This window comes from Hyphobacterium sp. CCMP332 (assembly GCF_014323565.1).
Taxonomy (GTDB): domain Bacteria; phylum Pseudomonadota; class Alphaproteobacteria; order Caulobacterales; family Maricaulaceae; genus Hyphobacterium.
In genome coordinates, this window is the sequence record NZ_CP058669.1 from 2,476,119 (window position 1) to 2,495,148 (window position 19,030).

Sequence of the window (19,030 nt, forward strand, 5' to 3'; positions counted from 1 at the left end):
TCAAACGCCGTGCGGGTATCAGTTCGGCGTTTTCTTTTGCCCTTTGACGGGTCGGAGCGTCCGTAAAATCTGCATCAACCCGTTATCGGATTGTAAACCACCAGATCAATTAACCCTTTGGAAACCAATAAAATTAGGTCGAATTTGAACTAAATGCGCGAGAACTGATCCCACATTCAGGCAATCCTGATGGGGGATGACATGAAAAAGTTTCTGCGTAATACCGCCGCCGCTACAGTATTGGCTTTCGCGATCACGCCAATGACATCTGTTGCGGCCTGGGCCGGGAAAAAGGACGACCAGCAGTCGGCCGAAACGCCAACTTTCCTGTTCGCCTATCGCGGAGACATCAATCCGTTCCGCGGCGATATCAGTCCCTTCCATGGCGACATTGATCCCTTCCACGGGGACATCAATCCGTTCCGCGGGGACATCTCTCCCTTCTACGGCGATATTTCACCGTTCTGGGGCGACATCTCGCCGTTCTGGGGCGACATCAATCCCTTCCACGGCGATATCAACCCCTTCCATGGCGACATCTCTCCGTTCTGGGGCGACATCTCGCCCTTCTATGGCGACATCGACCCCTTCTATGGTGATATCAATCCTTTCTACGGTGACATCAGCCCGTTCTGGGGCGATATCGGTCCGTTCTGGGGCGACATCAACGCCTTCTGGGGCGATATCGACCCCTTCCAGGACACCGCGACGTCCGATTATGCGTCGGTCGCTGCACAGCTCCAGGCCATCTTTGACCGGGCCGAGGACGTCTTTGGCGGCGCGGTCGCCCATGAAACCGGACAATCGGTGCAAGAGGCCGTTCTGGCCGACCTGCTCGCCCGTTATGGTCTCGACCTGTCCAATCCGGACAGCCTCGCCAATATGGATGCCGCCGACCGCTCGGCCTTCTTCCTCGATTTCTATGATGGGCTGATGGGCTTTACCGGTCTGGACCGTGTCGATCACTGGATGCCGCAGATCAACTGGACGCCTGCCCTGTCGCAGGCAGCAGGCGCCGGCAACAATGTAATCGTCGGCCTGCTCGACTTCTCCTTCACCACCGAGGAAGCCCTGAATGTACGCAACTCCAAAGGTGAGCGCGACTATCTCGGCTTTGCGCACGGCGCGGCCGTGGCGGGTCTGATCAATGCGCCACTGGATGGTGAAGGCGTGATGGGGCTGGCCCCGAATGCCACGCTCGTCACCTATAATCCGTTCGATGACACCCTCTCGACCAATTTCGACGATGTGCGCGATGGTATCGATGCGCTGCTGACGGGTGGGGCCCATGTGATCAACATGTCGCTCGGTGTGCCGGGCACGACCTTCTCGCAGGACTGGGCCGATGTGTTCAGCGACCGCAAGATTGCGCGCCGCGCTGGCGATGCCCTCTTCGTCGTGGCCGCCGGTAATGACGGCTACACGCAGGATTTTGATGTCGACTGGTCCAGCGTGGGCGATGTGTCCAATCTGATCCTCGTCGGTTCGGTCGATCCGGCGAACAATATCTCCTTCTTCTCCAACCGTCCGGGCGAGGCCTGCTTCACCGTCAATGGTGTGTGTGAAGAGGGCAATCGCCTGATGGACCGCTTCCTGGTCGCGCCGGGTGAGCTGATCCTCGTCTCTGATGGCGAGGGCGGTGTGATGCGCCAGTCCGGCACCTCCTTCGCCGCGCCGATGGTGGCCGGTGCTGCGGCGCTGGTTCAGGGCCGCTGGGGATGGCTGGAATCCAGTGATGTCGCCGATGTGTTGCTGCGCTCGGCCCGCGATCTGGGCGCACCGGGAACGGATGCTGTCTATGGCCGCGGCCTGCTGGATGTCGGCGCGGCAATGTCGCCGCTCGACCCGGATAACCTCTATATGGTCACCGGCGATCTCAAGCGCCGCGATGTGGCGGGTGCCGTGCGGACACGGGGCCGTCTCACCTTCTACGCAGCCGACGAGAACAGCGTCGTTCTTTTTGAAGACCTCAACGATACCTTCCGCGACTTCGTCGTCTCGCTTGACGATTTGACGCTGGACATGAGCGATGACGAGTTGGCCTCGACAGTCAATGCGGAAACCTATCTCCTGGAGCGCAACCGCAATGCGGACAGCAACGGCGATGGCACGGCGGATTTCCGTGACACCACCGAATATGCCGCACCTCTGGCCGTCCGTGGCGACTTCCGCATCACAGCGGTGATGTCCAGCCACGATCCACGCGAAAATATCAGCGATGGCGAATTGCCGGTCCAGATCGGCATCCGCATGAGCGACGATGTATCGGGCCGCGAAATGCGCTTCGGTCTCGGCAATGGCGCGCTGGCCTTCTCCGGTCAGGACGGCTTCGGTCTCTTCTCCGACCATCGCCCGGAAACCGGCGGCGTCAATCCGGTGCTCGGCTTTGCCTCGGGCGGTCTCTACGGCATGGCCGGCTATACGCTGGACACCCGAACCCGCCTGAACTTCGGTGTTTCGACCGAGCGCGACGAGGACATGTATGTCCTGCCGTATTCCGGCGAGGAACGGACACGTGTCTCCGGCCTGGACGCCTATCAGGCGACGGCCTTTGTCGGCGGGATCGAGCATACGCTTCGTGACGGGCTGGAGGTCAATCTCTCCTACACCCTGCTGCGGGAAGACACCGGCTTCCTCGGGGCGCAAGGCACCGGCCCGCTGGACTTCAGCGGCGGTACGATGACCGACGCGGTCACGTTCGGAACGTCTGTAGCTCTGCCAATGGCGCTCAACTTCGATGCGTCCGCCACGATGGCCCGCACCCGTGCCGGTGACTTTGACAGCGACGTTCTGGAATTGTCGCAAGACACACTGTCGACCGCCTTCCAGATGACCATGACCCGCAACGGACTGGTCTCTGAGGGTGACGCGCTGCGCGTCAGCCTGATCCAGCCCCTGCACATCGAACGCGGTGAGATGCGTTACACTGCAGCCGGTGTGGTGGATCGTGAAAGCGGCACGCTGGATGTCTCCACCCAGACCTGGCGTCTGGGCGGCGAGCGCCCGCTCTTCGCGGAGGCCATGTATGGTACCTATCTCTTCAGCGGATCGACGGAATTCAGCCTCTATTCGCGGGTGGAAGTGTCCGGCGACCGCCAGTCAGACGACATCAGCGGCTTCACCGCTGGCGGCCGTCTCCGCTTCGAATTCTAGGCGCTACGACCTGTGGCTCACCTCGCCCCCTCCCGGTTTCCGGGAGGGGGTTTTTCTTTGTAAACATGGCCGCCTGTCAAGCGCAGACGGCCCGATTCGATAAATCTTAAGCCCTTTGTGTTTTCCTCTGACTTCGTCGGCCAGACCATTGGCCGGACGCGGAGACAGCGATGTCGTGGTGGAAATGGATTTCAGGTGTCTTGCTGGCCCTCGCCCTGATGGCGGGCCCAGCGAGTTATGCCCAGACCGACCTCCAGGCAGCCTCACCCTATGCCGATGCCATTGAGGCGGCGCGCACCAATATGATGAGCGATCCGCGGGCAGCACTGGAACATGCCCAGCATGCCGAACAGCTTGTGCCCATGGATTTTGACGGGGCCATGCAGGAAATGGCTCTGGCGTCCGCCGCCTGGCTGCAATCGGAAGCGATGACGCGTCTGGGGCGCCCGAACGAGGCCTTGCCCCTCGCCGAACGAGCGCTGGCCTTGCTGGGTGAAAATCCGGCTCCGACCAAGCTCCATGCCGATACATTGCTGTCGATCGGCCGCATTCTGAAACTGACCGGTGAACATGGCGAAGCGCTGGAGATTCTGCAGCAAGCTTTCGATGTATATCTCGCCATCGGGGAAACCCGCAGTCAGGCCATCGTTCTGCAATCCATCGGATCCATCTATAATGATGCGCGCCAGTATGACCGGGCGATCGAGTATTTCGCCGACGCGGTCGAGCGCCACCGCGATACCAATCTGGACCTCGCCACCTTCAACAATCTCGGCAATGCCCATACCGCGCTTGAGGATTACCCGCAGGCGCTAAGTTACTACACGCAAGCGCTCTCCGCGGCGGAAGAAATGGGCAGTGGCATGTTGCAGGCGCGCATCCTGAACAATGTGGCTTCCCTGAATATTGCCAATGGCGACTGGCAAGCGGCCGATACCGCGGTGGATCAGGCCTTTGCAGTCGCCGGTGAGAATTCGGGCGCCGAGTGGTCGCGTTTCCTGTGGGGTGTTCGGGCCCAGGCTGCGCTGGGCCGCGAGGAGTATGCGGCGGCGCGCACCGGTATTGAACACGTTTTTGACGGTGTGGAGATTTCCGAAACCAATCATCACTTTACCGATTTTCACGACTCCGCTGCGCGGATCTATGAAGCGCTGGGCGAGTATGAGCTCGCCATATCGCATTTGCGCGCCTTCAAGCGCCTTGAGGATGATGGCCGGGAATTTGCCGCCAACGCCAACTTCGCCCTGATTGGGGCCCAGTTCGACTTTGCCGCCCAGGACCTTCAGATCCAGCAATTGCACGCCGAAGGCCTCGCCCGCGACCTCGCCCTGGCCCAGAGCGAAGCCCGGCTGCGCATGCTCATTGCCGTCGGTGCCGGGACGCTCATGCTGGTCCTCCTGATCGGCATGGTCATGGCCATGCTCAACTTGCGGGCGCGGGCACGGCAGATGCGCGAACAGCTGAATATCGACCCCGAAACCGGCCTGCCCACCCGTCATGCGCTCGTCAGACAACGCAACCGCGATGTCCTCGATGACGGCTCGAACACCTATGTCGCCGCGGTCAATCTCAATCGCGCCTCTCATATCGAAAGCCTTCTCGGTTTTGCGAATTTTGTGGAATTGCAGAAGCAGCTCGGGGCCCGTCTGGGCGAGATTGACGGCGTGACATTCGTTTCCCTGATTGGCCACGGTGAGTTCGGCATCCAGCTCGATACCGATGACGAGCTGGTTGTCGAAGATGAAATCAACGAATTGCTTCGCGCATTCGGACGCCCCATCACGATTGACGGTGTCGATGTGGATGTCAGCGCCACGATTGGCCTGGACAATGCCGCGGATAGCGAAATGGCCGTCCGCAATGCCATGATTGGCGTCAGCCAGGCCGAGGATCAGTCCACGCCACATGCGCTCTATAACGAACGCCGCTTCGGGGATCCGACCGAAAATCTGAGCCTGATGACCCGGATGATCGACGCGACAAAAGCGGGCCATATGCAGATGCACTACCAGCCGAAGCTGGATTTGCGGCGCGGCGCCTTCACGTCCGCCGAAGCGCTCTGCCGGTGGAATGATCCGGAGCGCGGTTATATCAGCCCGGATGCCTTCATTCCGCAGGCCGAGGGCACCGGAAAAATCCGTGAGTTGACGGAATGGACCATTCGGCAGGCAATGGCCGACAAGGCCCATCTGGCACAGAACGGCCATGATATATCGATCGCCGTGAATATTTCCGGCGTTCTGGTAGCGGATCCGAAATTCGGTCAGCGGATTCTTGAAATTGTCGGCTTTGGTGCCAACGGGCTGATCTTCGAGATCACCGAAACCGCAATGATGTCCAATCCGGACAAGGCGATGCACAATCTTGACCGCTGGGTGGATGCCGGCATCAAGCTGGCGATTGATGATTATGGCACCGGCTTTTCGTCTCTGGCCTATCTCAAACGCCTGCCGTGTGAGGAATTGAAAATCGATCAGGTCTTTGTCAAAGGCGCGCATACGTCTGCCAAGGACCGGACGCTTCTCAAGTCGACTATCGATCTGGCCCATAATCTGGGCATGTCGGTCACCGCCGAGGGCGTTGAGGATGATGACATACTGATGGCTTTGCGGGTCATGGGATGTGATGTGGCCCAGGGCTATGGCCTGTCGAAAGCGTTACCGCTGGATCAGCTCCGGCAATTCCTTGATCAGGCGCGCTCCGAGCCTGCCCGGAATGTGCCCGGTAGCAGCGGATCGATAACCCAGTTCCGGGGCCGCTAGAAACGCCGGCCGATGCCCAGCCCGGCAAAATACTGCATGTCATCACCGCGCACGGTCACGATCGGCGTGTCGGCATAATCACCCTGCAAGCGGTTGGCACCGAAAATGCCGGTGACGGACCAGTCCTCGGAAATCTGCTGGTCCAGCAGGAAAGTGACGCCGATATCCTGAACGCCGGATTGCGCCTGATAGACGGGCAGGCCGCTGGCCAGAGACCCTGCCGCATCGACCGAAAACAGGCGGTCGGCATAATCATCGGGCGAGCCGGACACAGACAGGTTTGCAATCAGCAGCGTCGTGCGCGAGAGCGGGGTGGCATAGGCGACCGAGCCGGACCAGAAGGCGCCGCCGAATTCACCGGTCACATCGGCCCCGACGCGGCCACTGATGAAGACGCGGTCATACTGGCTCAACACGCCCTGTGCGACCTCGATGCGGACAAAGCCGCCGGCGACAATACCGCCATCTACTTCCGGCAGAAGGTCGACGACGACATCGCCGGTATGGTCATCACGACCGCCATAGACGCGGAAATAGGCGCCGGCCTCGACCTTGCCCTCATTGTAGAAGCTTGCGGAAATCCCCGGCCCCTCGATCTGGTAGACGACTCCGCCCAGCGTGGCACGTCCGGCCGCAAACGGAATGAAGCGGTAGCTATCTCCACCGGGAGATTCCGGCAGGGCGGCGACACCGATGGCCACGAAATTTCCGGGGCCACCCTCTTCTTCCTGGGCCAGGACGGGAGCAGTCATAAGCAGGCTGGCGAGGGCGGCTATACGCAACATGGGGTCACTCCATTCATGGTTTGCAGAGTCTTACGAAAATCCGGCGAAATCGGATGAGTCCGGAACCGGATTTTATACGCTCATCTGATATTGATCCCGGCATGAAAAAATTCCTTCTCGCCTTCTCGATCTGCTCCCTTCTGATGACGCCCACGGCTTTTGCCGGCGGGGGCGGTGGCGGCGCAGACACCCAGGGTGCCGCACCGGCCCAGCAGGGCAGTGGCCGACAGCATCGCCCGATCACATCTTCGACGGGATATGTGCCGCTTGCTCCGTTGACGGCGACCGTGCAGTCCGATTTCCGTCTGCGTGGTATCATGCATATCGAGGCCGGGCTGGAAATTCCGAACAATCGGCAGAGAGAGCGGGCTGAACAATTGATGCCGCGCCTGCGTGATCGCTATGTTTCGGCGCTCGCCATGTATACCGGCACCAATTATCGCTTTGGCGATGTGCCGGATGCCGACCGGATTTCTGAGCTTCTGCAGCAGGCTACAGACGAAGTTCTCGGCGCGGGCGAGGCCGATATCCTGCTCGGCATGGTGATCATACACGAAAACTAGGCGATGGCGTCCATGAAGCGGGCGAGATCGAGATCCAGCGTGGTGACGCCATCGGCGTCATGCGTCGATAACAGCACGTCGACCTTGTTGTAGACATTGAACCATTCCGGATGGTGGTCCATCTGGTCCGCCTTCAGCGCCACACGCGACATGAAGCCGAAGGCTTCGTTGAAATCGGCGAACTGGAAGACCTTGCGGATGGCGTCGCGGCCATCGACGGTCTCCCATCCGGATAATTGCGATATTGCTTTTTGTGCGCCAAGTTTTTCGGCCATGATGTTTTCCCATGATTGCTTGTTGACCGTCTAACGCGACGGCTTCCGGCTTGTCAGCCGAAAATTAACGCGTTTCTGCTTACATGATGTCTTCTGTGGATGGAAAGGAGACGGCCATGACCCGTTTTCTAAAATCGGATAGCAATCCGGCTGGTCATAAACTGGAAGACATTCTGATGGAGCTGCGGTCGGACGTTCTGATCCGCTGCACCAAGATTGCCGGGGATCATCGCCCGGAAGCGCTGAAAGTGTTGTCCAACAACATGAAGGTGCTGGAACACCTGACCGCCGCCATCGAGCTGGCGCAGGATTCCACCAGCATTCTCGACCGGGCATTCGGCCCGTCCGAAGCGCGGGATGGTGGTGAGCCGCGGATCGGCGTCGCCTGACTCAGGCCGCGAGGCTTTCGCCTTTCAGCAATTTCGGTAGATCGCCGGTCTCCCCGCCCGCTTCGCGCATGAAGAATTGCCGGGCGGCGGGGATTTTGTCGACCAGCGACAGGCCCAGCCCGCGCACCAGGCGCAGCGGGCCGATATCGTTTGAAAACAGACGGTTGAACATATCCGTCGCCGCCACCAGCCCCATGGAATCGAGCTTTCGCCATTTGGCATAGCGTTGCAGGGTGACCGGTGAGCCGAGCTCCATGCCCAGCGATTTCGCATCGGCCAGAACCTCGGCGAGCGCCGCGGCATCGCGGATGCCCAGATTGAAGCCCTGCCCGGCCAACGGGTGAATGCCGCGCGCGGCATCGCCGACATAGGCGATGCGGTCTTCGTAAAACCGCTCGGCGAATTTCACGGACAGGGGATAGCCCCAGCGCGGGCCCGCTTCCTTCACCGCCCCCAGAAAGTCGCCAAAGCGCTTGTCGAGCTCGGCCTGAAAGCCGTCCGCGTCCAGCTTCAATATCGCATTGGCGATTTCGGTACGCTCGGTCCAGACAAGCGAGGCCCGATTACCCGGCAAGGGCAGGATGGCATAGGGACCCCCTGGCAGAAAATATTCATACGCCACACCATCATGTGGTTTTTCATGTTCGACCGTGGCGACAATGCCGGTCTGGTCATAGCCCCAGCCGGCGGTGCGCGTTCCGGCCTGCTGCCGCGAGCGGGAGAATTTCCCATCACTGGCGCAGAGAAGGCGGCCTTTCAAACTGCGGCCATCTTCCAGGAAGAGTTCAATACCGCCAGGAATGTGCTCCCAGCGATCCGCCTTCATTGGCGCGACCAGCTGAATGTCCTTGCGCGCCTTCAGACATGCGGTCAGCGCATGGCGGGTATGGCGGTTTTCACACATCCAGCCCAAAGGCTCACCTTCATCTTCTGGGTGAATTTCGCGGCGGTCAAAATGCAGCGTGTGCGGCCCCGGCCCGCCCGGCTTTGGTCCGCCATAGGGGCGGCCATCGCAGACCAGAATATGCTCGATCCGCTGCACATGCGCGCGCATCCGGTCGGCCGCGCCGATCACTTCCAGCATGCGATAGGAGGTGTAGGCCAGCGCCGAGGCGCGGCCATCAAATTCCGGGGCCAGCATGTCGTCCAGCGGCGCGGCATCGACCAGCGTCACCGACACGCCGGCCTGATCCAGCGCCAGCGCCAGGGTCTGCCCCGCCAGCCCGCCACCGAGTACAATCACATCGCTATCGAATGAATTTGTCATGGCGCGGACTTTATACCGGTTGCGGTCAGGGGGAAGGGGGCGCGCTGCCGCAGGTGCGCAAAGCCGCATTATCTTAACCCGTATTTACCATCGACTCACGCTTTCGCGATTGAATGCGCGCATGGCGGGTTATGATGCTGTCTCTTCCGACAATATTTCGGGCCGGGTCCGCCGTGCGGGTTCCGGCTGGATGTCGCGTCTGGGTGCCTGGATAACGGGCGGTCTGCTGGTGGCGCTGGCGGGGCTGACCGGGTTTGCCCTGCTCGATCACAATCCGCTGGATCCGAGCTGGAATGTCGCTTCTGCGCAAGCCGTGACTCATACGCTGGGCGCGTTCGGCGCGATCCTCTCCGATCTCTTGTTACAGACTCTGGGCTGGGCCGCTGGCGGTGTGCCGCTGGTGCTGGCGGTCTGGGGCGTGATGAAGATGACGCGCCGCTATCAGCCGCGCTCGCTGGGCTTCAAACTCCTGCGCATTCTGGCGGCCGGATTTGCCATTCTCGGATTTGCGATGGCAGTGGCTGCCCTGCCCATCCCCGAAGCCTGGCCGTTTGCGGTCAGTCTGGGCGGGGTGCTGGGCGATGGCCTGCTGTTTACGCTCGCCGACCCTTTGACCGCGATGGGGGCACCCGCCCCGATGGCGATCGCCGCCGGGCTGGGGCTGCTGGTCTCGATACTGGGCGTGTTCTTCACCTTCGGCCTGCGCCCGTCCGATATTGTGGCCGCCGCTGATACGGCCAGCCTGGCCTGGGCAACTCTGCGGGTCTGGATCGATGCGGCGCTGGGCCGTCTGCCCTGGCGAGAAGGCGAAGCCGGAGCGGACGGCACTGATGATGTGGCTGCCGCGCCGCGCCCGCGGACACGCCGCCGCAAGGCGATGGAGCCCGTGATACCGTCGGTGAAAGTGGCCCCGACGCGCAAGCCGCGTGCCTCCGGCCGCGAAGCCCGCGAAGCACAGGGCGCCTTGCCGTTCTCGCTCGCAGGCGGGTTCAAACTGCCACGACTGGATCTTCTGGTGCGGCCACAGGTGCGCACGGAATCGGTGGATGCGCAGGCCCTGCAACAAAATGCCGAACTGCTTCAGGGCGTGCTGGAAGATTTCGGCGTGCGCGGTGAAATCGGACAGGTGCGGCCCGGCCCGGTGGTCACGCTCTATGAATTCGAACCGGCTGCCGGTGTGAAATCCTCGCGGGTCATTGGCCTGTCTGACGATATCGCCCGCTCCATGAGTGCGACGGCCGCACGGGTTGCCGTGGTGCCGGGCAAGAATGCCATCGGTATTGAATTGCCCAATCCGCGGCGCGAGACCGTTTTCCTGAGGGCCCTGTTCAACTCCTCCGCCTTCGAGGCATCCAAAGCCGAATTGCCGATGGCGCTGGGTGAGACCATCAATGGCGAGCCCTTTGTGGCCGATCTCGCCCGCATGCCCCACCTCCTGATCGCCGGAACCACCGGCTCGGGCAAGTCGGTGGGTATCAATGCCATGATCCTGTCCCTGCTCTACCGGTTGTCGCCGGACGAGTGCCGGATGATCATGATCGATCCGAAAATGCTGGAATTGTCCGTCTATGACGGCATTCCGCACCTGCTGTCTCCGGTCGTCACCGATCCGAAGAAGGCCGTCGCCGCGCTGAAATGGACGGTGCGCGAAATGGAAAGCCGGTATCTACGCATGTCCAAGATCGGCGTGCGTAATGTGGCAGGCTTCAATGAGCGCGTCGCCGAAGCGCTGGAAAAGGACGAGCCGCTCGAGCGTACAGTTCAGGTCGGCTATGATCGCGAAACCGGAGAGCCGATGTATGAGACCGAGACCATCGAGGCGGTCAAGATGCCCTATATCGTGGTCGTCATCGACGAGATGGCCGATCTGATGATGGTCGCCGGTAAGGAAATCGAAGGCACGGTGCAGCGCCTGGCGCAAATGGCGCGCGCCGCGGGTATTCATATGATCACCGCGACGCAGCGCCCCTCCGTTGACGTCATCACCGGTACGATCAAGGCGAACTTCCCGACCCGCGTCTCCTATCAGGTCACATCGAAGATTGATTCGCGCACCATCCTTGGTGAACAGGGTGCCGAACAGCTGCTCGGCATGGGCGATCTCTTGTACATGGCCGGGGGCGGACGTATTCGCCGCCTGCACGGCCCCTTCGTGTCCGATCAGGAAGTCGAAGACGTCGCTGCCTATCTGAAAAAACAGGGCACGCCGGAATATCTGGAAGAAGTCACCGAAGACAATGACGATATGCCCTCGCCCTTTGACGAGGCCGGCGGCGGATCGGGCGATGATCTGTTTGATCAGGCCGTGGCCGTCGTTGCGCGCGACCGCAAGGCCTCGACCAGCTATATCCAGCGCCGCCTGCAGATCGGCTATAACCGGGCGGCGACACTGATCGAACGCATGGAAAATGAAGGCATGATCGGCCCCGCTGACCATGCCGGGAAACGCGACATCTTCTTGCCGGAACACAACGCGGCGTGATTCTCACGCAAATTTGAGATTATTCCGGCGAAGAGAGCGGGCATAAATCCGCGCATGATGAAATTATCGCTGTTTGCCCCCGCTCGCCCGTTGGCCGGATCCCTTTGTCTGGCCTGCTCACAATCGGCGTCGACACCGATAGAGTCTGTGGAGCTCACGGAGGTCTGGCGGACGGACGGCTTTGCCGCTCCCGAAAGCGTTCTGCCGGACCCGCAAAGCGGTCTGATTCTTGTTTCCAACGTCAACGGCGAAGGCGGTGCCCGCGATGGCAACGGTTTCATTTCCCGCCTGACACCGGAGGGCGATATCGAGACGCTGGAGTGGGCGACCGGGCTGGATGCGCCCAAGGGCATGGCGCTTGTGGGGGACCGGCTTTATGTTACCGACATCACACGGATTGTCTGCCTCGACCGGGAAACGGGCGAGATCGTCAGTAGCTGGCCGGCACCCGGCGCCGGCTTTCTCAATGATGCCGTCGCGGGACCGGACGGTCGCATCTATGTCTCCGATTCCGCGACCGCGCGCATCTATGTGCTGGAAGACGGAATGGTGCATGTCTGGGCCGAGGATGACGCGCTGTCCGCCATCAACGGACTGTGGATGGAGGCGGACCGCATGCTGGCCGTCACCATGGCGGGCCGCTTTGTGTCCATCAGTCCGGATGGCGCCGACATTGCCGTCATTTGCGACGGGCTGGGCGATGGCGATTTGATCGCGCCCGACGGGCAGGGCGCCTATTTCGCCAGCGAATGGCCGGGCCAGCTCTATCATCTCATGCCGGACGGATCGTTTACCGTGCTCGCCGACTCGCGGGAGGCCGGCATCTATATGAATGACGGCTATGTGCTGGGCGATGTCCCGATCATTCCGCACTGGCAGCCGGGCGAGGTTTCCGCCTGGCAGATCCGCTTTAGCCACTGATACGCTGCGCTTATGCCATGACGCCGCCGCAATTTCGCGGGCAATATGACTCGCATGTTGATTGAACTCTTTTTCTCCCTCGCCCTGATGGCTCAGGATGCGCCCGCCTCGGCCGCACCCGCGATCACTGATGAGGCGCCGGCCGAAGAGGTCGTGGCCGAACCGGACGTTTTTGACGCCGAGGCGGCCCTGTCGGGCGTCAATGCCTGGCTGAATGGTATCGAGACCTATCAGGCCCGTTTCACCCAGATCTCGCCGGATTTTTTATCCTCCAGCGGTGTCCTGTCGATCCGCCGGCCCGGCCGTTTGCGCTTTGAATATGATGCGCCGTCGCCGCTGCTCGTGGTTGCTGATGGCACGACGGTCGCCATTGCGGATTCTGACCTGGATACGGTCGACCGGGTGCCACTGCGCTCCACCCCGCTCTGGTGGCTGTTGAAGCCGGACGTCAATCTGGCCGAGGACGCCAATGTCACCGACGTCTGGCAGGAAGATGGCTATCTCTATGTCGCGACACGCGACCGGAGCGATGAAATGGACGGGACGGCGCTTTTTGCCTTCAATCCCGACAACTATGTACTGGAAGAATGGTTCATCACCGATTCGCTGGGCTATACCACGCGGGTGACGTTGACGGATGTCGAAACCGATGTGCGTTTGAATCCACGGCTTTTTGTGATGGAAGACCCGGAAGACGACCGTCGCGGACGCCGCCAGTAGCGATCACATTCTGTTACAGAATATGTAGCAAGAATGACACATACAAATTCTTTCTTATTTTTAATTTGCACTTTTTTAGAGCTCGTGTCTTTAATGTAACGGCTGATTAGGGCGCTGGATCGGCGTCGTCCCCCCGCTGACGGGTCTGCCGTCCTGATCGCATCGGAGTCCCCTCCCGATGCATGCGCAACAGTTTCGACGGCGCACAGCAAGCGCCCGGCCGCAACCCCTCGCGGCCGGGCGTTTTCTATTTCGTCACGACTTGGCGGCAAAGAAGGGGCGAATTGATTCTGCCATGACGAGTCGCTGATGCCACTTTCCCAACTCATTCTGCTGTCGCTGGTTCAGGGCCTGACCGAGTTTCTGCCGGTCTCCTCCTCGGCCCACCTCATTCTGGCGCCGATTGCCGCCGGGATGGAGGACCAGAGCCCGCTGATCGATGTCATGGCCCATGCCGGCAGCCTGGTCGCCGTCCTGGTCTATTTCTGGCGGGATATCCGCGATGTTGCCATTGGCAAGCTGGCCTGGTTGTCGGGGCGTATGACGCCGGGCGGGCGGTTGGCTCTGCTGATCGGTGCCGCCACGCCGCCGATCATTATCGGCGCCGGCGCGCTCTACCTGACCGGTCATACCGATCTGTTCCGATCCCCCCTGATTATCGGCATTGCGACCCTTGTCTTTGCGGTTCCGCTCTGGGCCGCGGACAAATACGGGCGCGCCGGCGTCACCACCGAAACCATGAGCTATCGCGATGCCTTCCTGATCGGCCTAGTTCAGATCTTCGCCCTGATCCCGGGTGCCAGCCGCTCCGGCGTGACCATGACAGCCGGTCGAGCGCTGGGCCTTGGCCGCAGCGAAGCGGCGCGCTTTTCCATGCTGATGGCGATTCCGGTGATTGCCGCCTTTGCGCTGGTGGCCGGACTGGACCTCGCGCAGGGCGGAAATGAGGGTGCGAGCCTGACGGACGGGCTGATCGTGGCCGCCTTGTCCTTTCTGTCAGCCTGGGCGTCGATTGCCGTCATGATGCGCTTTGTCGAGCGCGTCGGCTTCCTGCCCTTCGTGATCTACCGGCTGATCCTCGCCGGCCTGATCTTCTGGCTGCTGGTCTAGGCCATCTCGTGGAACTGGCCGTTGCGGCGATAGCGTTCCAGATAGACCGGCACGATGGATTCAATGGTTTCCGGCGTAATGCCCAGATCCGCGATGCCGTGAGCGTCGGATGCCACCACATTGTCCTCGCCCAGCAAGGTGACCTGATCACGCGTCAGGACAGGCTGGACGAAAGGCAGGATGGCAGCGATTTCCGCGGCCAGTCCGATCAGTGACATGGCAAACATCGGCACCGGCACCAGAAAGCGCGGGCGATCAATGGTTTTCAGAATGAATTCCATCAATTCCTTATAGGTATAGGTGCGCGGTCCACCGAGCTCATAGACGCCGCTGATCGCCGTATTTTCGATTGAGGCGGCCACGCTGGCGGCCACATCACCGGCAAAAACCGGCTGCATCTTCATCTTGCCGCCCCCCGGCAAAGGCAGGGCCGGGGCATAACGCGCCATATTGGCAAAACGATTGAAGAATTCGTCCTCGGTGCCGAAAACGATGGAGGGCCGCAGGATGACCGCCCCCGGAAACGCCGCTTTTACCGCGGCTTCGCCTTCTGCCTTGGTCGCCGCATAGCGCGAATCCGAGTCGGCATCGGCGCCAATCGCGGAGATCTGGACAAAGCGCTGTACGCCCGCTTCGACGGCGGCTTCGGCAATATTCTGCGCACCTTTGGCCTGCAGGCTGGCGAAGCGTTGCTTGCCGCCTTCGGCCAGAATACCCACGAGATTGACCACGCCATGCGCGCCGGATACCGCGCGGGCCACGGAGGCCGGATTACGGACATTGGCCTGCATCAGCTGCACCTGGCCGACGACGCCGGTGACTTTCATGTCGAGCGCGAGATGCGGCCGGCGCGTGGCGACCCGGACGCGATAGCCCTTTTTCACCAGAGCCCGCACCACATAGCGGCCAACAAAGCCGGACCCGCCAAAAACCGTGATCATTTCTTCGCGCAGCATCAGCCAAATGCCTCCGGAAAGCGTTTCAAGAGAGGCTCTGCATAGACCAGAAATCGACGCGCCTGTCCATGCGTCACTGCGTTTCACATTCCCGTAGCGCGCGAACCGACTCCTCTTGGCCGCCCCGCGGCGCTAGGGTTGGGCCTGACCAGAACAAAAACACGGGTTTTCGGGGGTGAATTGAGGGGATGACAGCAGAGGTCGCCTTGCTGAACAAGCAGGCCGTGGCATTGGCGGCGGACTCCAAGGCCACGTTCGGCTCGGGCATGAATATCAAGACCTATGACAGCGTCGACAAGCTGTTCAACCTGTCGCGGGAACACCCGGTCGGGGTCATGATCTATGGCAATGCCGAATTCATGCGGGTGCCGTGGGAAGTCATCATCAAGGAATTCCGCGAGCGTCATGGACATGACGGACACGCCACGATCGCGCGCTGGGGCGAGGCCTTTTTTGACTTTGCCGGCCAGTTTCATGATTTCTCGATGCGCGATAGCGAGATCGCCGTGTTTACCAAGACAGCCGCATTCCTGCGCGCAATCGAGGCCAGCGCGCTGGTCAACCGCTCGCTGGAACCGCTGATCAGAGATGTGGAATCGCGGCGCGTGCATCCGGCGCTGGCCGATCTCAGCGAGGGCGAATTCCTGCGCAATTTCCCCGATCTGATGCAACGCTATGAAACGCTTCTGCATTCACGCATCGGCGAGCGGATGAATACCGACATCAAGCGGCAATTGCCGCGGCTTCTGCACCGGCTCTCCATTGCCGATATCGAAACCGTGGCGCGCTCCGGTCTGGTGGTTGCCGGCTTTGGGGGCGATGAAACCTTTCCGTCACTGATCAATCTGGAGACGGATGGCGTCATTGCCGGGCGGCTGGCCGTGTCGCCGCGCTCGGAGAGTCACATCACCGTGGATCACCCCGCAGACGTTCTGCCGTTTGCCGTGCGCAATGTCATGATTTCAATGGTGCACGGTGTGGATCCGTCGTTTCTGGACTATTCGCTCACGGTATTCCGCGACCTTATCCGCGCCAATGGCGACCGGCTGATCAACGAATTTGCGAAGAACGACCAGGAAAAGTCCCGGCTGCTGCATGAAAACGCGGCGATGTCGGATGACTTCATTTCGGTGTTTCTCGATTATCTGCGGGATTATATTCAGGATATGCATCTGGGGCCGTTTGCTTCGACCCTGCAGGGTATGCCGCCGGACGAAATGGCCTGGCTGGCCGAGTCGCTGGTTCACCTGACTTCTGTTAAGATGCGGATGTCGCTGGGCCCGGAAGGCGTTGGCGGCCCCGTCGACACCGCCGTTATAACCAAGCGTGAGGGATTTAAGTGGGTCAAACGCAAAGCGCCCATAGAGGCGCTGACGGGACCCGGATTGGGGAAGGGGGAATAAACAATGAAACGGTATCGCTACCGCAAGCTCTCAAAGGATCGACTGCCCATGGCTCCGACAACAAGCTCACCGGAATCGCTGCGGCAGGATGATACGCCGCGCGCCCTGTTTGAAGGCGACAGCGCCTCACAGCGCCTGTTCAACCGGGCCGCTCTGGACCAGATGGGCGATTATTCCGCCGTCATTCTGGCCTCGGACAGCTTGCGCCCGGCCTGGGCCGAGCCGGGCGATCTGGTGCATGTGCGGCGCGGCGCGGAAGATGCGAACGCCATCGTCGACACCGTCTCCGGAAAGAAACGCTGAGCGGCAACTGAAGGAAGGCCGCCGCGGCGGTGATATCCGAATTGACAGGCGCGCGCGCAATTCGTATGTCGCCCGCCTTGCTTACCTGCCCAGGTGGCGGAACTGGTAGACGCGCCAGCTTCAGGTGCTGGTTTCCGAAAGGAAGTGGAGGTTCGAGTCCTCTCCTGGGCACCATTGCATCATCCGCAATTGACCAAGTAACTCCATAAATCATTAAAATTGTCCGTCGTCAGAACATTTGGCACAGATGGCATCGTAGATTAGTGGAGCATCGGCCTCGTCTGGTGGGTTGATATTAGGCGGCGTGTTTTCGGTGTTGCAAGCGCCGGTGTGCGATGGTCTGTCGCTTGATCCTTTCACGTTGTTTGATGATGGTTTGTGCTCTTCCGAAGTAGACGTCTGCAGGCGTCACATTGTTCAGGCTCTCGTGATAGCGCCGGTGGTTGTAATGTTCGACGAACGCCTTGATCTGCGTTTCGAGGTCGCCGGGCAGGAAGTAGTTCTCCAGCAGTATCCGGTTCTTCAAGGTCTGGTGCCAGCGCTCGATCTTGCCTTGCGTCTGCGGATGGAACGGAGCGCCGCGAATATGGCTCATGCGCCGGGCCTCGATATAGTCTGCCAGCTCCCCAGCGATGTAGCTGGGGCCATTGTCGCTGAGCAGCCTGGGTTTGTGCATCACCGTAGCCTGGTCGCAGCCTGAGACTTCCAGCGCCATATCCAGCGTGTCGGTGACGTCCTCGGCCCGCATGGTCGAACACAGCTTCCAGGCGATGATGTAGCGCGAGTAATCGTCGAGCACCGTCGACAGATACATCCAACCCCATCCGATGATCTTGAAGTAGGTAAAGTCCGTCTGCCACATCTCGTTCACCCGGGTCGTCTGGGTATGGAAACGATCGGCAGCTTTGATCACCACATAGGCCGGGCTGGTGATCAGATCATGGGCCTTCAACAGCCGGTAAACCGTGGCCTCAGACACGAAGTAACGCGTCTCGTCGGTGAACCGCACAGCCAGTTCCCGCGGGCTCAGTTCGGACTGCTCCAGCGCCAGTTCGATGATCTGGTCATGCACCTCGGTGGGAATGCGGTTCCAGACCCGGCTCGGGGCAGATGGCCGGTCCTCAAGCGCTTCAGGTCCGCCTTCCAGATACCGGTCATACCAGCGATAGAAGGTCCGGCGCGCTATATCCAGCTTGTCGAGCGTGACCTTGGCAGGCAAGTGGGACTGCTCGACGAGCCTGATGATCTCGAGCTTCTCAGCTGCAGGATATCTCATGCGCCGTCTCCCCCATCCGCGAGAATGCTTTTTTTGAGCAGACGGTTCTCCAATGTCAGATCAGCCACGCATTCTTTCAGGTCACGCGCCTGATGGCGCAGGTCCTTGACCTCATCGCTGGTGGCTGCACGCGCAGTGTCACCGGCAAGCCGGCGTTTGCCAGCCTCCATGAACTCCTTCGACCAGGTATAATAAAGGCTCTGGGCGATCCCTTCCTTGCGGCATAGCTCGGCGATGCTGTCATCACCGCGCAAGCCTTCCAGAACAATGCGGATCTTGTCTTCAGCCGAGAAGTGCCGCCGCGTCGCACGGCGAATGTCCTTCACCACACGATCAACAGGCTTTTTGGACTTCGTTGATTTGGGTCTCATCTTCATTCCTTCGTCATTACGACGAGACCCAAATCCTCCTTAAATCACAACCCCAAACCTGTGCCATAGGTGCTGACGGGGAACACGGCCGTAGAATCTCCTGAATGCCCCGGTCAGCGATAAAGGGTTGATTGCCTATAGTGAATAGCGAATGGGACACGTCCTATTAAGCAATACGCTCGTCCATCAAATAGGCGTCAAACCCAACGAATTGCGGGGGTGCAAGTGAGTGCAGCACGTGCCCTGCCACGCGAAGTCGCTTGCCGAGTGCTTTAGAAGGCCGCATAGCAACGG

Annotated in this window: 15 protein-coding genes and 1 tRNA gene; 11 read left to right on the plus strand and 5 right to left on the minus strand. The window is 60.5% G+C overall.

Translation table 11 applies throughout. From position 1 onward, the window contains the following. The first annotated feature begins 201 nt into the window (after positions 1–201). Positions 202–3,153: a S8 family serine peptidase gene (locus HXX25_RS12430; protein WP_187166216.1), complete on the plus strand. Its 2,952-nt coding sequence runs from the start codon at positions 202–204 to the stop codon at positions 3,151–3,153. Between the two features lie 170 nt (positions 3,154–3,323). Continuing rightward, the gene (locus HXX25_RS12435) at positions 3,324–5,915 is read left to right on the plus strand and encodes an EAL domain-containing protein (RefSeq protein ID WP_187166217.1); all 2,592 of its coding nucleotides are present in this window, start codon (positions 3,324–3,326) and stop codon (positions 5,913–5,915) included. On the opposite strand, the gene HXX25_RS12440 is transcribed toward HXX25_RS12435, so the two are convergent. Next, complete coding sequence (locus HXX25_RS12440) at positions 5,912–6,700, minus strand: MipA/OmpV family protein (RefSeq protein WP_187166218.1); 789 nt, start codon at positions 6,698–6,700, stop codon at positions 5,912–5,914. The two genes, HXX25_RS12435 and HXX25_RS12440, sit on opposite strands and share 4 nt — an antisense overlap. Positions 6,701–6,801: 101 nt before the next feature. Between HXX25_RS12440 and HXX25_RS12445 the strand changes: the two genes are divergently transcribed. After that, on the plus strand, positions 6,802–7,263 hold the full coding sequence (locus HXX25_RS12445) for a hypothetical protein (protein WP_187166219.1): 462 nt from the start codon (positions 6,802–6,804) through the stop codon (positions 7,261–7,263). Here HXX25_RS12445 and HXX25_RS12450 read toward each other — a convergent pair. Further along, positions 7,260–7,538, minus strand: a complete 279-nt coding sequence (locus HXX25_RS12450; RefSeq protein ID WP_187166220.1) for a 4a-hydroxytetrahydrobiopterin dehydratase — start codon at positions 7,536–7,538, stop codon at positions 7,260–7,262. The two genes, HXX25_RS12445 and HXX25_RS12450, sit on opposite strands and share 4 nt — an antisense overlap. Before the next feature lie 116 nt (positions 7,539–7,654). Here HXX25_RS12450 and HXX25_RS12455 point away from each other — a divergent pair, with 116 nt between their 5' ends. Further along, positions 7,655–7,927, plus strand: coding sequence for a histidine kinase (locus tag HXX25_RS12455; protein ID WP_187166221.1), 273 nt, complete (start codon positions 7,655–7,657; stop codon positions 7,925–7,927). 1 nt (position 7,928) lies between these two features. Here the strand turns inward: HXX25_RS12455 and HXX25_RS12460 are convergent, their stop codons facing one another. Continuing rightward, the gene (locus HXX25_RS12460) at positions 7,929–9,194 is read right to left on the minus strand and encodes a UbiH/UbiF/VisC/COQ6 family ubiquinone biosynthesis hydroxylase (RefSeq protein ID WP_187166222.1); all 1,266 of its coding nucleotides are present in this window, start codon (positions 9,192–9,194) and stop codon (positions 7,929–7,931) included. Positions 9,195–9,315: 121 nt separating this feature from the next. Between HXX25_RS12460 and HXX25_RS12465 the strand changes: the two genes are divergently transcribed. The 4 genes from HXX25_RS12465 to HXX25_RS12480 all read left to right on the plus strand — a co-directional run bounded on the left by HXX25_RS12465 (position 9,316) and on the right by HXX25_RS12480 (position 14,427). Next, positions 9,316–11,676: a DNA translocase FtsK 4TM domain-containing protein gene (locus HXX25_RS12465; protein ID WP_187166223.1), complete on the plus strand. Its 2,361-nt coding sequence runs from the start codon at positions 9,316–9,318 to the stop codon at positions 11,674–11,676. A gap of 54 nt (positions 11,677–11,730) precedes the next feature. Next, positions 11,731–12,597, plus strand: coding sequence for an SMP-30/gluconolactonase/LRE family protein (locus HXX25_RS12470; RefSeq protein WP_187166224.1), 867 nt, complete (start codon positions 11,731–11,733; stop codon positions 12,595–12,597). Between the two features lie 54 nt (positions 12,598–12,651). Continuing rightward, positions 12,652–13,317 carry an outer membrane lipoprotein carrier protein LolA gene (locus tag HXX25_RS12475; RefSeq protein ID WP_187166225.1) on the plus strand — a complete coding sequence of 222 codons (666 nt, stop codon included), beginning with the start codon at positions 12,652–12,654 and terminating at the stop codon, positions 13,315–13,317. 309 nt (positions 13,318–13,626) lie between these two features. After that, positions 13,627–14,427, plus strand: coding sequence for an undecaprenyl-diphosphate phosphatase (locus HXX25_RS12480; protein WP_187166226.1), 801 nt, complete (start codon positions 13,627–13,629; stop codon positions 14,425–14,427). Here HXX25_RS12480 and HXX25_RS12485 read toward each other — a convergent pair. Then, complete coding sequence (locus tag HXX25_RS12485; protein WP_187166227.1) at positions 14,424–15,383, minus strand: complex I NDUFA9 subunit family protein; 960 nt, start codon at positions 15,381–15,383, stop codon at positions 14,424–14,426. The genes HXX25_RS12480 and HXX25_RS12485 overlap by 4 nt on opposite strands. 188 nt (positions 15,384–15,571) lie before the next feature. Between HXX25_RS12485 and HXX25_RS12490 the strand changes: the two genes are divergently transcribed. From HXX25_RS12490 to HXX25_RS12500, 3 genes are all read left to right on the plus strand, one after another. Continuing rightward, positions 15,572–16,786: a hypothetical protein gene (locus tag HXX25_RS12490; RefSeq protein WP_187166228.1), complete on the plus strand. Its 1,215-nt coding sequence runs from the start codon at positions 15,572–15,574 to the stop codon at positions 16,784–16,786. Between the two features lie 48 nt (positions 16,787–16,834). Beyond that, positions 16,835–17,089 (plus strand): hypothetical protein, encoded by a 255-nt coding sequence (locus HXX25_RS12495; RefSeq protein ID WP_187166229.1) that lies wholly within the window; start codon positions 16,835–16,837, stop codon positions 17,087–17,089. 87 nt (positions 17,090–17,176) lie between these two features. After that, positions 17,177–17,263 (plus strand) — tRNA-Leu (locus tag HXX25_RS12500). A 121-nt stretch (positions 17,264–17,384) separates the two neighbouring features. On the opposite strand, the gene HXX25_RS12505 is transcribed toward HXX25_RS12500, so the two are convergent. Continuing rightward, a protein-coding gene (locus HXX25_RS12505) for an IS3 family transposase (protein WP_187166230.1) occupies positions 17,385–18,736 on the minus strand; the annotation gives its coding sequence in 2 pieces (ribosomal slippage) (positions 17,385–18,400 and positions 18,400–18,736; 1,353 coding nt in all). Between the last annotated feature and the right edge of the window lie 294 nt (positions 18,737–19,030).

Coding starts and splice junctions, on each gene's coding strand:
- HXX25_RS12430 (WP_187166216.1), top strand. CDS start 202: ATGAAAAAGTTTCTGCGTAATACCGCCGCCGCTACAGTATTGGCTTTC.
- HXX25_RS12435 (WP_187166217.1), top strand. CDS start 3,324: ATGTCGTGGTGGAAATGGATTTCAGGTGTCTTGCTGGCCCTCGCCCTG.
- HXX25_RS12440 (WP_187166218.1), bottom strand. CDS start 6,700: ATGTTGCGTATAGCCGCCCTCGCCAGCCTGCTTATGACTGCTCCCGTC.
- HXX25_RS12445 (WP_187166219.1), top strand. CDS start 6,802: ATGAAAAAATTCCTTCTCGCCTTCTCGATCTGCTCCCTTCTGATGACG.
- HXX25_RS12450 (WP_187166220.1), bottom strand. CDS start 7,538: ATGGCCGAAAAACTTGGCGCACAAAAAGCAATATCGCAATTATCCGGA.
- HXX25_RS12455 (WP_187166221.1), top strand. CDS start 7,655: ATGACCCGTTTTCTAAAATCGGATAGCAATCCGGCTGGTCATAAACTG.
- HXX25_RS12460 (WP_187166222.1), bottom strand. CDS start 9,194: ATGACAAATTCATTCGATAGCGATGTGATTGTACTCGGTGGCGGGCTG.
- HXX25_RS12465 (WP_187166223.1), top strand. CDS start 9,316: ATGGCGGGTTATGATGCTGTCTCTTCCGACAATATTTCGGGCCGGGTC.
- HXX25_RS12470 (WP_187166224.1), top strand. CDS start 11,731: ATGATGAAATTATCGCTGTTTGCCCCCGCTCGCCCGTTGGCCGGATCC.
- HXX25_RS12475 (WP_187166225.1), top strand. CDS start 12,652: ATGTTGATTGAACTCTTTTTCTCCCTCGCCCTGATGGCTCAGGATGCG.
- HXX25_RS12480 (WP_187166226.1), top strand. CDS start 13,627: ATGCCACTTTCCCAACTCATTCTGCTGTCGCTGGTTCAGGGCCTGACC.
- HXX25_RS12485 (WP_187166227.1), bottom strand. CDS start 15,383: ATGCTGCGCGAAGAAATGATCACGGTTTTTGGCGGGTCCGGCTTTGTT.
- HXX25_RS12490 (WP_187166228.1), top strand. CDS start 15,572: ATGACAGCAGAGGTCGCCTTGCTGAACAAGCAGGCCGTGGCATTGGCG.
- HXX25_RS12495 (WP_187166229.1), top strand. CDS start 16,835: ATGGCTCCGACAACAAGCTCACCGGAATCGCTGCGGCAGGATGATACG.